Raw genomic sequence first — 13366 nt, 5'->3', positions numbered from 1 at the left:
CGGCAAGGGCCGGAAACGGAAGGAGCCACCCGCAGGTGGCTCCTTCCGTCAGGCGTGTGCCGGCGGAGCTTATTTCATGGTCCAGCCAGTCGCTTCGGCCAGCGCCTTGCTGATGTCGGCCAGCGAGCGCACCGTCTTCACCCCGGCGTCCTGCAGCGCGGCGAACTTCTCTTCCGCGGTGCCCTTGCCGCCGGAAATGATCGCCCCGGCGTGGCCCATGCGTTTGCCGGACGGTGCGGTCACGCCAGCGATATAGGACACCACCGGCTTGCTCACGTTGGCCTTGATGAAGGCCGCCGCCTCTTCCTCGGCACTGCCGCCGATCTCGCCGATCATCACGATGGCTTCGGTCTGCGGATCCTGCTCGAACAACTTGAGGATATCAATGAAGCTCGAACCCGGGATCGGGTCACCACCGATGCCCACGCAGGTGGACTGGCCGAAGCCGGCGTCGGTGGTCTGCTTGACCGCCTCGTAGGTCAGGGTGCCGGAGCGCGACACGATGCCGACCTTGCCCGGCAGGTGAATATGGCCAGGCATGATGCCGATCTTGCACTGGCCCGGAGTGATCACCCCGGGGCAGTTCGGACCGATCAGGCGCACGCCCAGCTCGTCGCACTTCACCTTGACCTCGAGCATGTCCAGGGTCGGGATACCCTCGGTGATGCAGATGATCAGCTTGATGCCGCCGAAGGCCGCCTCGAGGATCGAGTCCTTGCAGAACGGCGCCGGCACATAGATCACCGAGGCGGTGGCGCCAGTGGCGGCCACGGCGTCCTTGACGGTATCGAACACCGGCAGGCCGAGATGGGTGGTGCCGCCCTTGCCGGGAGTCACGCCGCCGACCATGCGGGTACCGTATTCGAGGGCCTGTTCCGAATGGAAGGTACCCTGACTGCCGGTGAAGCCCTGGCAGATGACCTTGGTGTCCTTGTCGATCAGGATGCTCATTACTTGCCCTCCGCGGCCTTGACGACCTTCTGCGCGGCGTCGGTCAGACTGGTTGCCGCCATGATGTTCAGACCGCTTTCCGCCAGTACCCCGGCACCCAGTTCGGCGTTGTTGCCTTCCAGACGTACCACCACCGGCACCTGCACACCGACTTCGCGTACCGCACCGATGATGCCCTCGGCGATCATGTCGCAGCGCACAATGCCACCGAAGATATTGACCAGCACCGCCTTCACGTTGCTGTCGGAGAGGATGATCTTGAACGCCTCGACGACCCGCTCCTTGGTCGCGCCGCCACCGACGTCAAGGAAGTTGGCCGGCTTGCCGCCATGCAGGTTGACGATGTCCATGGTGCCCATGGCCAGGCCCGCGCCGTTGACCATGCAGCCGATGTTGCCATCCAGCGCCACATAGTTGAGTTCCCACTTGGCCGCATGGGCCTCGCGCGGATCGTCTTGCGACGGGTCCTGCATGTCGCGCAGCCTGGGCTGGCGATACAGGGCATTGCCGTCGATGTTGAGCTTGGCATCCAGGCAGTGCAGGTTGCCATCGGTCTTGATCACCAGCGGATTGACCTCGAGCAGCGCCAGGTCATAGTCCTCGAACAGCTGGGCAAGGCCGACGAAGATCTGCGCGAACTGCTTGATCTGGTCACCCTGGAGGCCAAGCTGGAAGGCCAGCTCGCGGCCCTGGAACGGCTGGGCACCGACCAGCGGATCGATGCTGACCTTGAGGATCTTCTCGGGGGTTTCGTGGGCGACCTTCTCGATGTCCACACCACCCTCGGTGGAAGCCATGAACACGATGCGCCGCGAGGAGCGATCGACCACTGCACCCAGATACAGCTCCTTGGCGATATCGGTGCAGGCTTCGACCAGAATCTTGCTGACCGGCTGCCCATTGGCGTCGGTCTGGTAGGTCACCAGACGCTGATCCAACCACTGCTGGGCAAAGGCCTTGGCCTCATCCTTGCTACGTACCAGCTTGACGCCGCCAGCCTTGCCACGACCGCCGGCATGCACCTGGGCTTTGACCACCCAGGCAGTGCCACCGATCTTGTCACAGGCTTCGGCTGCCTCTTTCGGAGTATCAACTGCATAGCCCCGGGAAACCGGCAGCCCATACTCGGCAAACAACTGCTTACCCTGATATTCGTGAAGATTCATGTTTCCATACCACTTTAGTTGTAAGTATTGGCACCACGGATCTTAATCGGGAAAAGCCTGCAGGGGTAGCCTGTCTGGGCAGACAGTCAAGTCGAGAGCGGAGCCGCGTTGCGACAGGCATCCGGCACCACCAATGGCGGAAACGACAACGGCCCCGGTCGCGGGGAGTCCAAGACTCCCTCGACCGGGGCCGCTGGGGCTGCACGGCTTCAGCCGTGCAGCCGGCGCAGATTAGCGCTTCTTGCGGTTGGCAACGTGAATGGCGTGGCCATTCACAGCCAGGGCAGCTTCGTGCAGCGCCTCCGACAGAGTCGGGTGCGAGAACACCATCATGCCCAGGTCTTCGGCACTGGTGCCGAATTCCATGCCGATGGCGCCCTGCTGGACCAGCTCGGCAGCTGCCGGGCCGATCACATGCACACCCAGTACGCGGTCGGTGTTGGCATCGGCGATGACCTTGACCAGACCGTGGGTGTCGTTGGCAGCCATGGCACGGCCGCTGGCGGCGAATGGGAAGGTGCCGACGTTGATGGCAACGCCTTCGGCCTTCAGCTGCTGCTCGGTCTTGCCGACCGAGGCGATTTCCGGGTGGGTGTAGATGACCGACGGGATCAGGTCGTAGTTCACCTGCGCCTTGTGGCCGGCGATGCGCTCGGCAACCATCACGCCCTCTTCCGAGGCCTTGTGGGCCAGCATCGGGCCACGCACCACGTCACCGATGGCGTATACGCCCGGTACGCTGGTGGCGCACTGGTCGTCGACGAAGATGAAGCCGCGCTCGTCCAGGGTCACGCCGCTGTCGGCAGCCAGCACGTCCTGGGTCACCGGGCGACGGCCGACCGCGACGATCAGCTTGTCGAAGGTCAGCTGCTGCTCGCCGGCAGCGTCGGTGAAGTGCACGGTAACCTGCTTCTTCTTCACTTCCGAACCGGTCACACGGGCATTCAGACGGATGTCCAGACCCTGCTTGGTCAGCAGCTTCAGGGCTTCCTTGGCGATCTGCTCGTCGACAGCCGAGAGGAACTTGTCCTGGGCTTCGAGCACGGTCACTTCGGCACCCAGACGGGCCCACACCGAACCCAGCTCCAGGCCGATGACGCCGGCGCCGATCACGCCCAGCTTCTTCGGTACGCTCTGGAATTCCAGGGCGCCAGTGGAGTCGACGATGATGTCGTGGTCAGCCGGAGCCGGCGGAATGTCGATCGGCTTGGAGCCGGAGGCGATGATCACGTGGGTGGCTTCCAGCACCTGGACCGAACCGTCCTCGGCGGTGACTTCCACCTGCTTGCCGGCCAGCAGCTTGCCGTGACCTTCAACCAGGGTCACGCCATTGGCCTTGAACAGGCCGGCAACGCCGGTGTTCAGGTTCTTCACGATGGACGCCTTGCGCTCGACCATCGCCGGCACGTCCATGCTCACGCCCTTGACCTCGATGCCATGGACGCCGAAGCTCTCCTTGGCTTCGTGGTATTTCCAGGAGCTGTCCAGCAGCGCCTTGGACGGGATGCAGCCGACGTTCAGGCAGGTACCGCCCAGGACGACCTTGCCTTCCTTGCCCTTGTACTTCTCGATGCAGGCAGTCTTCAGGCCGAGCTGAGCTGCACGGATGGCCGCAACATAGCCACCGGGGCCACCGCCAATCACCACTACGTCGTATTTCTGGGTCATAACTCTCAATCCTTTTGGGATAAGCCGGGCGGCCTCCGTGTCGGAGACCGCCGTGGGAGAAACGCGGGATCAGACGTCCAGCAGCAGGCGAGCCGGATCTTCCAGCAGGTCCTTGATGGCCACCAGGAAGCTCACCGCTTCCTTGCCGTCGATCAGACGGTGGTCGTAGGACAGCGCCAGGTACATCATCGGCAGGATCACGACCTGACCGTTGACGGCCATCGGGCGGTCCTGGATCTTGTGCATGCCGAGGATGGCGGTCTGCGGCGGGTTGACGATCGGGCTGGACAGCAGGGAGCCGAACACGCCACCGTTGGAGATGGTGAAGGTGCCGCCGGTCATCTCTTCGATGGTCAGCTTGCCTTCCTTGGCCTTGCGGCCGTAGGCACCGATAGTGCCCTCGATCTCGGCCAGGCTCATCAGCTCGGCGTTGCGCAGTACCGGAACCACCAGGCCGCGGTCGCTGGACACGGCCACGCCGACGTCCGAGTAGCCGTGGTAGACGATGTCGCCGCCGTCGATCGAGGCGTTGACGCCCGGGAAACGCTTCAGCGCTTCGGTGGCGGCCTTGACGAAGAAGGACATGAAGCCCAGACGCACACCGTTGTGCTTCTTCTCGAACAGGTCCTTGTACTTGGCGCGCAGGTCCATGATCGGCTTCATGTTGACTTCGTTGTAGGTAGTCAGCATGGCCATGGAGGACTGGGCTTCGACCAGACGCTCGGCGATCTTGGCGCGCAGGCGGGTCATCGGCACGCGCTTCTCGACGCGGTCACCGACGGCGAAGATCGGGGCGTCGGCAGCCGGAGCGGCCGGCTTGGCCGCCGGGGCCGGAGCAGCTTTCTTGGCATCGACCGCAGCAACGGCGTCTTCCTTGGTGACGCGACCGCCCTTGCCGGTACCCGGGATGGCGTTGCGATCCAGATCGTTCTCGGCGGCGATCTTGCGTGCAGCCGGCGACAGGATGGCTTCTTCGGCGGCGGCCGGAGCAGCGGCAGCCGGGGCGGCAGCGGCAGCAGCCGGCGCGGCGGCGACAGCACCTTCGTTCAGTTTGCCGAGCAGCTGACCGCTGAGGACGGTGTCACCCTCGTTGGCGACGATCTCGGCGAGAACGCCATCGACTTCGGCCAGGACTTCCATGACCACTTTGTCGGTTTCGATGTCGACAATCAGCTCGTCACGCTTGACCGCATCACCCGGCTTCTTGTGCCAGGTAGCAACGGTACCGTCAGCGACGGATTCCGGGAAAGTCGGGGCTTTGATCTCGATAGCCATTATCTGCATTTCCTATTGATTCGGGGTCTTCATGGGGGCACCTGCCGGACCGCGTCCGGCAGGGCCACTTGCCTGAAGGCATTAAATGGTGAAGGCGTCCTGCAGCAGTTTTTCCTGCTGTTCGGCGTGCATCGATGCGTAGCCACAAGCCGGAGATGCCGAAGCATCGCGACCGGCGTAAGCCAGACCGAGGGTCTTCTTGTACGCGGTGATGACGCGGCGCATGTGATGCTGGCTGCAGTACCAGGCGCCCTGGTTCATCGGCTCTTCCTGGCACCAAACCACGTGCTTGAGGTTCTTGTACGCAGCCATGACTTCGGCCAGCTCTTCTTCCGGGAACGGATAGAGCTGCTCGATGCGGACGATGGCAGTGTCCTCGCGACCTTCGGCACGGCGCTTCTCCAGCAGGTCGTAGTAGACCTTGCCGCTGCACAGGATCAGACGCTCGACCTTCTTCGGATCGAGGCTGTCGATTTCCGGCAGTACCGGCTGGAACGAGCCTTGAGCCAGATCTTCCAGGGTCGAGATGGCCAGCTTGTGGCGCAGCAGCGACTTCGGAGTCAGAGCCACCAGCGGCTTGCGCAGCGGGCGGATCACCTGGCGGCGCAGCATGTGGTAGACCTGAGCCGGAGTGGTCGGCACGCAGACCTGGATGTTCTGCTCCGCGCACAGTTGCAGGTAGCGCTCCAGACGGGCGGAGGAGTGCTCCGGCCCCTGGCCTTCGTAGCCGTGCGGCAGCAGCATGGTCAGACCGCACAGACGGCCCCACTTGTGCTCGCCGCTGGTGATGAACTGGTCGATCACCACCTGGGCACCGTTGGCGAAGTCACCGAACTGGGCTTCCCAGATCACCAGCGCATTCGGCTGGGTGGTCGCGTAGCCGTATTCGAACGCCAGCACGGCTTCCTCGGAGAGGAAGGAGTCGTACAGCTCGAACTTCGGCTGACCTTCGAACAGGTGCTGCAGCGGAATGTGGCGGCTGGCGTCCTTCTGGCTGTGCAGCGCGGCATGGCGGTGCGAGAAGGTGCCACGGCCGACGTCCTGACCGGTGATGCGCACCGGATGGCCTTCCTTCAGCAGGGTGGCGTAGGCCAGGGTTTCCGCGCAGCCCCAGTTGATCGGCATGGCACCGACGCCCATGCGACCGCGATCTTCGTAGATCTTGGCAACCTGGCGCTGGACCACGAAGCCTTCCGGAATGTTCAGCAGCTTGCTGTTCAGTTCCTGCAGGGTCTTCAGGTCGAAGCTAGTGTCGTGCTGGGCAGTCCAGGCGTGGCCCAGATACGGCGTCCAGTTGACGAACAGCTCGGCGTTGGGTTCCTTGACCAGGCTCTTGACCACGTGCTGGCCGTTATCCAGCGCGGTACGGTACTCCTCGACCTTGGCTTCGACCTGAGCAGTGCTCAGGGCACCGGCCTGCACCAGGGCATCGGCGTACAGCTCACGGGTGGTGCGCTGCTTGGCGATCTTCTGGTACATCAGCGGCTGGGTGCCGCTCGGCTCGTCGGCCTCGTTGTGGCCGCGACGACGGTAGCAGACCAGATCGATGACCACGTCACGCTTGAACTGCATGCGGTAGTCGACGGCCATCTGGGTCACGAACAGCACGGCTTCCGGATCGTCGCCGTTGACGTGCAGGATCGGCGCCTGAATCATCTTCGCCGGATCGGTGCAGTACTCGGTGGAGCGCGAATCTTCGGTATTGCTGATGGTGAAACCGACCTGGTTGTTGACCACGATATGGATCGTGCCACCAGTCTTGAAGCCGCGGATCTGCGACATCTGGAAGGTTTCCATCACCACGCCCTGACCGGCGAAGGCCGCGTCGCCGTGGATGGAAATCGGTACCACCTTGTCGCCCACGGCATCGCCACGGCGGTCCTGACGGGCACGCACGGAGCCCTCGACCACCGGGGAAACGATTTCTAGGTGCGACGGGTTGAACGACATGGCCAGGTGCACTTCGCCGCCCGGGGTCATCACGTTCGAGGAGAAGCCCTGGTGGTACTTCACGTCACCGGAGCTGAGGCCTTCGACACGCTTGCCTTCGAACTCGTCGAACAGGTCACGCGGGTTCTTGCCCAGCGCGTTGACCAGCAGGTTCAGGCGGCCGCGGTGGGCCATGCCAATGACGATTTCCTTGGCGCCGTAGGAGCCGGAGCGCTGGATGATCTCGTCGACCATCGGCACCATGCTCTCGCCACCTTCCAGACCGAAGCGCTTGGTACCCGGGAACTTGGTACCCAGGTACTTCTCCAGGCCTTCGGCGGCAGTCAGACGCTCGAGCAGGTGGCTCTTGGCTTCGACGGAGAACTCCGGACGACCACGCACGCTTTCCAGGCGCTGGGCGAACCAGTTGCGCTGCTCGGCATCGACGATGTGGGTAAATTCCGCGCCGATGGTGCCGCAATAGGTAGCCTGCAGGCCATCGCGGATTTCGCGCAGGGTAGCTTCCTGCTTGCCGATGTACAGATCACCCGTGCGGAAGACGGTGTCGAGATCAGCGTCGGTCAGACCGTAGTGATGGATCGACAGATCAGCCGGAGCCTGGCGCTGCCAGAGGCCCAGAGGATCGAGGCGGGAAGCCTGATGGCCGCGCATGCGGAAGGCCTGAATCAGACGCAGAACTTCGACCTGCTTCTTCTCGTGCTCGCTGCTCACAGCACCGGCGGACACCGGCTGGGCGCGACGCTGATTCTTGGCCAGCAGGACGAAGTGATCGCGGACCGTGGCATGCGAAACGTCGGGAGACTGGTTGCCACCGGTTGGCAGCTTCTGGAAGTAGGTGCGCCACTCTTCGGGCACAGCGTTGGGATCGTGCAGGAAGAGCTCGTAGAGTTCTTCGACGTAGGCAGCGTTACCACCGGACAGGTGGGCACTGTTCCACATCCGCTGCATTACGCTTTCATGCATGCTAGGTCACCCTCGGTAAGGGGACACCACCTGGCGTGGAGAACCGCACCATGGCTCGAAAGTCCTGAGCAGCGACTTCGGTAAAGCCACTACGGATCCCGCAGATGGTTCGGGTTTTAACCCGATCGCCCCTGCTGGTCGTTTTTTAATCAGAAACCGCGGCTTTGTGGGCTACGGCTGGCTTTGCAACTGCGCTGGCCGGCCATCCAGCCAGCGCAGGTTTCGTTGAATCACCGCCAGAAGCGGATCATCAGGTACCGCTTTGCAGCAGCATGTTACGCACGTGGCCGATAGCCTTGGTCGGGTTCAGACCCTTCGGGCATACGTTCACGCAGTTCATGATGCCGCGGCAACGGAACACGCTGAACGGATCGTCCAGCGAGGCCAGACGCTCTTCGGTCTTGGTGTCGCGGCTGTCGGCCAGGAAACGATAGGCCTGCAGCAGTGCAGCCGGACCGAGGAACTTGTCCGGGTTCCACCAGAAGGACGGGCAGGAGGTCGAGCAGCAAGCGCACAAGATGCACTCGTACAGGCCGTCCAGCTTCTCGCGCTGTTCCGGCGACTGCAGACGCTCGATGGCCGGAGCCGGAGTATCGTTCTGCAGGAACGGCTGCACCTTCTCGTACTGCTTGTAGAAGATGCTCATGTCGACTACCAGGTCACGGATGACCGGCAGACCAGGCAGCGGACGAATGACCAGCTTGCCACCCTTCACCACCGCCGACAGCGGGGTGATGCAGGCCAGGCCGTTCTTGCCGCTGATGTTCATGCCGTCGGAACCGCACACGCCTTCGCGGCAGGAGCGACGGTAGGAGAAGGTAACGTCCTGCTCCTTGATCAACGCCAGCACGTCCAGCACCATCAGGTCCTTGCCATCGGTGTTGACCTGGAAGTCCTGCATGAACGGAGCTGCGTCTTTCTCCGGGTTATAGCGATAAACACTCACTTGCAACATGGCGGCTACCCTTAATAAGTACGAACCTTGGGTTCAAAGGCCGGAACGGTCTTCGGCGAGAAGTTGACACCACGCTTGGTCACGCGCTTCTCACCCGGGAAGTACAGGGAGTGGCACAGCCAGTTCTCGTCGTCGCGATCCTCGAAGTCTTCGCGGGCATGCGCGCCGCGGGACTCTTTGCGAGCCTCGGCAGCGATCGCCGTGGCTTCGGCCACTTCGAGGAGGTTTTGCAGTTCCAGCGCTTCAGTACGCGCAGTGTTGAAAGCCTGGCTCTTGTCCGCGATCTTGACGTTCGCGATGCGTTCCCGCAGTTCGGCCAGTTGGGCAATACCCTTCTGCATGTATTCGCCGGTACGGAATACACCGAAGTAGTTCTGCATGCAGTTTTGCAGCTCTTTACGCAGCGGAGCCACGTCTTCGCCAGTGGTGCGCTCGTTGACGCCGGACAGGCGCTTGAGCGAAGCCTCGAGGTCGGACTCGGTGGCACCGCGGTGCTCGATGCCTTCCTTGAGGGCTTTTTCCAGGTGCAGACCGGCGGCACGACCGAACACCACCAGGTCGAGCAGCGAGTTGCCGCCCAGACGGTTGGCGCCGTGTACGGATACGCAGGCGACTTCACCTACGGCGAACAGACCGTCGATGACCTTGTCGTTGCCGTTGGCATCCTGGGTGATGGCCTGGCCATGAATGTTGGTGGCCACGCCACCCATCATGTAGTGGCAGGTCGGCACGACCGGAACCGGAGCAGTCACCGGATCGACGTGAGCAAAGGTCTTGGACAGTTCGCAGATACCCGGCAGGCGGCTGTGCAGCACTTCCTCGCCCAGGTGATCGAGCTTCAGCAGCACGTGATCGCCATCCGGACCACAGCCGTTGCCGGCGATGATTTCCTTGACCATGGAGCGCGCAACCACGTCGCGACCGGCCAGGTCCTTGGCGTTCGGCGCATAACGCTCCATGAAGCGTTCGCCGTGCTTGTTGATCAGGTAGCCACCCTCGCCGCGGCAACCTTCGGTCACCAGCACGCCGGCACCGGCAATACCGGTCGGGTGGAACTGCCACATTTCGATGTCTTGCACCGGCACGCCGGCACGCAGGGCCATGCCCACGCCGTCACCGGTGTTGATCAGGGCGTTGGTGGTGGACGCGTAGATGCGACCGGCACCGCCGGTGGCCAGCACGGTGGCCTTGGAGCGGATGTACGCTGTCTCGCCGGTCTCGATGCAGATGGCGATGATGCCGACGATGGCGCCGTCCTGGTTCTTCACCAGATCAACCGCAAACCACTCGTTGAGGAAAGTGGTGCCGTTTTTCAGGTTGGCCTGGTACAGGGTGTGCAGCAGGGCGTGACCGGTACGGTCGGCGGCAGCACAGGTACGCGCGGCCTGAGTCGGATTATCCGGACCCTTGGACTGACCGCCGAACGGACGCTGGTAGATGCGGCCCTGTTCGGTACGGGAGAACGGCAGACCCATGTGCTCGAGTTCGAACACGGCTTCCGGGCCGACGGAGCACATGTATTCGATAGCGTCCTGGTCACCGATGTAGTCGGAACCCTTGACGGTATCGTACATGTGCCAGCGCCAATCGTCGTTCGGGTCGGCCGAAGCGATGGCGCAGGTGATGCCACCCTGGGCGGACACGGTGTGCGAACGGGTCGGGAAGACCTTGGTCACTACGGCAGTCTTGTGCCCCGACTGGGACAGCTGCAGCGCAGCGCGCATGCCGGCGCCGCCGCCACCGATGATGATGGCGTCGAAGGAAAGAGTAGGAATGTTAGCCATGGATCAGATACCCCAAAGAATCTGCACACCCCAGACGAAGAACGCGAACATGGCGATGCCGCAGACTGCCTGGAACAGGAAACGCACAGTGGTGGCCGCCTTGCCCAGCGCCATCGGCGTCAGGTAGTCGGTGGAGATAGTCCACATGCCGACCCACGCATGCACGCTCAGGGCAACGATGCCCAGCAGGCTGAAGATGCGCATCCAGTTCTGGGAGAACAGGCCATGCCAGTCAGAGAAGGTCAGACCTGGGCTGGCTACGAGATATCCCAACAGAAATAGGAAATAAGCCGCGAGAACCACAGCGGAAACCCGCTGCGCCATCCAGTCGTACAGACCCGAACGGGAGAAGTTAGTGACGTTGGTTACCATACCCACACCCCTGCAAGAACGATCAGCACCGCGGCAACGGCGATGACAATTTTGGAGCCCAGCTTTCCGCCTTCCAGCGTTTCACCAATGCCCATATCCATGATCAGATGGCGAATACCGGCTACCAGATGGTACAGCAGCGCGGACAACAGGCCCCAAATCACGAGCTTGGCCAGAGGGCTGGTCAGACACGCCTTCACCTGCTCGAAGCCTTCCTCGGACGTCAGGGACAGGTCGAGTGCGTACAGCAGCACTGCGATGCCCAAGAACAGAATGACGCCGGAAATGCGGTGAGCGATGGACGTGTAAGCAGTGACTGGGAGTTGGATGGTCCTAAGGTCTAGGTTTACGGGTCGTTTGCTATTCACGGCTTCTTTTCACACTGAGAGCCCCAACCAGCAGGGCAAGTTGTCGGGAAGTGCACTTGTCAGGTACCCATCACCAGGGAGTGACAACAGCCAGAACCAAGGACTGGCATAGCCTCTGGCGGTCGGCTGTGAAGTATAGACAGTTAGGGTATCGATGACAACGCGCCCCCCTAGCCTAAAGGACGGATTGTCGCAGGGGTAAAAAGGGCGTAAACAGGCGCACTTCAAGGCCAAAAGTGCCGGCTCGCGGCCCGGAGAAACATCCTTTTGGACAAATTGACATTCGATTTTATCGCTCTATAGTGGCACCGGCCCTGCCTGGGGGGCTGCTGTATAGATGATGATTTCACGCATAATTTTTAGGAGGCCGGTATGGCTGACAAGAAAGCACAGTTGATCATCGAGGGCGCTGCCCCCGTCGAGCTGCCCATCCTCTCTGGCACCATGGGCCCCGACGTGATCGACGTCCGGAGCCTGACCAACCAGGGCGTCTTCACCTATGATCCTGGCTTCATGTCCACCGCTGCTTGCGAGTCGAAGATCACCTTCATCGACGGTGACAAGGGTGTTCTGCTGCACCGTGGCTACCCGATCGAGCAACTGGCCGAGAAGTCCGACTATCTCGAGACCTGCTATCTGCTGCTGAACGGCGAACTGCCGAATGCAGAGCAGAAGGCTCACTTCACCGGCCTGGTGAAGAACCACACCATGGTTCACGAGCAGATGAAGTCGTTCCTCAACGGCTTCCGTCGCGACGCCCACCCGATGGCCGTGATGTGCGGCATGGTTGGCGCCCTGTCCGCCTTCTACCATGACTCGCTGGACAACAACAATCCGCAGCACCGCGAAATCTCTGCGATCCGCCTGATCGCCAAGATGCCGACCATTGCTGCCATGGCGTACAAGTATTCCGCCGGCCAGCCGATCATGTATCCGCGCAATGACATGGGCTATGCGGAAAACTTCCTGCACATGATGTTCAACACCCCGTGCGAGGACAAGCCGGTCAACCCGGTACTGGCCCGCGCCATGGACCGCATCTTCGTTCTGCACGCCGACCACGAGCAGAATGCGTCCACCTCCACCGTGCGTCTGGCTGGCTCCACCGGCGCCAACCCGTTCGCCTGTATCGCCGCGGGCATCGCGGCCCTGTGGGGACCGGCTCACGGCGGCGCCAACGAAGCCGTGCTGACCATGCTCGACGAGATCGGCAGCGTTGAGAACATCGACAAGTTCATCGCCAAGGCCAAGGACAAGAACGACCCGTTCAAGCTGATGGGCTTCGGTCACCGCGTGTACAAGAACTTCGACCCGCGCGCCAAGGTCATGAAGAAGACCTGCGACGAAGTGCTGTCCGAACTGGGCATCAACGATCCGAAGCTCGAACTGGCCATGAAGCTGGATGAGATTGCGCGCAACGATCCGTACTTCAAGGAGCGCAACCTGTACCCGAACGTCGACTTCTACTCGGGTATCATCCTCAAGGCCATCGGCATTCCGACCAGCATGTTCACCGTGATCTTCGCTCTGGCGCGCACCGCCGGCTGGATCTCCCAGTGGAAGGAGATGCTCTCCACTCCGTACAAGATCGGCCGTCCGCGTCAGATCTACACCGGCTACCCGGCCCGCGACTACGCGCCGCTGGACAGCCGCAAGTAAGAACTGCGCAAACACAAAAGGGCTGCTTCGGCAGCCCTTTTGCTTTTCCGCACGATTAACTCCGCACTACCCTCTCCTCCGCACGCAGACGCACGGGGCACAGCCTCGATCAAGCGCAATCACGCCGACGCCGTCCTGCCGCCACACCATCTACACTTGGCGCATCGATTGTCATTCTGCGACTCCCCGTCACTGGCAGCCCCGGCGCAATCGGCGCCTCATAGATACCAACAACCAGTAACCGCAACCTGCATA

At 62.2% G+C, this 13366-nt stretch carries 10 protein-coding genes; 1 reads left to right on the top strand and 9 read right to left on the bottom strand.

Features of this window, described 5'->3' with window-relative positions; genetic code table 11:
- Nucleotides 1-69 precede the first annotated feature (69 nt).
- The 9 genes from sucD to sdhC all read right to left on the bottom strand — a co-directional run bounded on the left by sucD (nucleotide 70) and on the right by sdhC (nucleotide 11452).
- The gene (gene sucD / locus KRX52_RS04025; RefSeq protein ID WP_217679880.1) at nucleotides 70-951 is read right to left on the bottom strand and encodes a succinate--CoA ligase subunit alpha; all 882 of its coding nucleotides are present in this window, start codon (nucleotides 949-951) and stop codon (nucleotides 70-72) included.
- Nucleotides 951-2117 (bottom strand): ADP-forming succinate--CoA ligase subunit beta, encoded by a 1167-nt coding sequence (sucC, locus tag KRX52_RS04020; RefSeq protein WP_217679879.1) that lies wholly within the window; start codon nucleotides 2115-2117, stop codon nucleotides 951-953. The genes sucD and sucC overlap by 1 nt, the downstream gene beginning before the upstream one ends.
- A 231-nt stretch (nucleotides 2118-2348) precedes the next feature.
- Complete coding sequence (gene lpdA / locus KRX52_RS04015; RefSeq protein ID WP_217679878.1) at nucleotides 2349-3785, bottom strand: dihydrolipoyl dehydrogenase; 1437 nt, start codon at nucleotides 3783-3785, stop codon at nucleotides 2349-2351.
- 69 nt (nucleotides 3786-3854) lie between these two features.
- Nucleotides 3855-5060, bottom strand: coding sequence for a 2-oxoglutarate dehydrogenase complex dihydrolipoyllysine-residue succinyltransferase (odhB, locus tag KRX52_RS04010; protein WP_217679877.1), 1206 nt, complete (start codon nucleotides 5058-5060; stop codon nucleotides 3855-3857).
- Between the two features lie 81 nt (nucleotides 5061-5141).
- A complete protein-coding gene (locus KRX52_RS04005) occupies nucleotides 5142-7973 on the bottom strand; it encodes a 2-oxoglutarate dehydrogenase E1 component (protein ID WP_217679876.1) in 2832 nt (943 codons plus the stop codon).
- A 250-nt stretch (nucleotides 7974-8223) separates the two neighbouring features.
- Nucleotides 8224-8928 carry a succinate dehydrogenase iron-sulfur subunit gene (locus tag KRX52_RS04000; RefSeq protein ID WP_217679875.1) on the bottom strand — a complete coding sequence of 235 codons (705 nt, stop codon included), beginning with the start codon at nucleotides 8926-8928 and terminating at the stop codon, nucleotides 8224-8226.
- Between the two features lie 11 nt (nucleotides 8929-8939).
- Nucleotides 8940-10712: a succinate dehydrogenase flavoprotein subunit gene (sdhA, locus tag KRX52_RS03995; RefSeq protein WP_217679874.1), complete on the bottom strand. Its 1773-nt coding sequence runs from the start codon at nucleotides 10710-10712 to the stop codon at nucleotides 8940-8942.
- A gap of 3 nt (nucleotides 10713-10715) precedes the next feature.
- On the bottom strand, nucleotides 10716-11084 hold the full coding sequence (gene sdhD, locus KRX52_RS03990) for a succinate dehydrogenase, hydrophobic membrane anchor protein (RefSeq protein ID WP_217679873.1): 369 nt from the start codon (nucleotides 11082-11084) through the stop codon (nucleotides 10716-10718).
- Nucleotides 11078-11452, bottom strand: coding sequence for a succinate dehydrogenase, cytochrome b556 subunit (sdhC, locus tag KRX52_RS03985; protein WP_217679872.1), 375 nt, complete (start codon nucleotides 11450-11452; stop codon nucleotides 11078-11080). Before sdhC ends, sdhD begins: the two co-directional genes overlap by 7 nt.
- 372 nt (nucleotides 11453-11824) lie before the next feature.
- Here sdhC and gltA point away from each other — a divergent pair, with 372 nt between their 5' ends.
- Nucleotides 11825-13111 (top strand): citrate synthase, encoded by a 1287-nt coding sequence (gene gltA, locus KRX52_RS03980; RefSeq protein ID WP_217679871.1) that lies wholly within the window; start codon nucleotides 11825-11827, stop codon nucleotides 13109-13111.
- Nucleotides 13112-13366: the final 255 nt, after the last annotated feature.

This window comes from Geopseudomonas aromaticivorans, from assembly GCF_019097855.1.
Taxonomy (GTDB): Bacteria; Pseudomonadota; Gammaproteobacteria; order Pseudomonadales; family Pseudomonadaceae; genus Geopseudomonas; species Geopseudomonas aromaticivorans.
The sequence above is the reverse complement of the archived record's forward strand: the minus strand, read 5'-3'. Positions and strand labels throughout refer to the sequence as shown.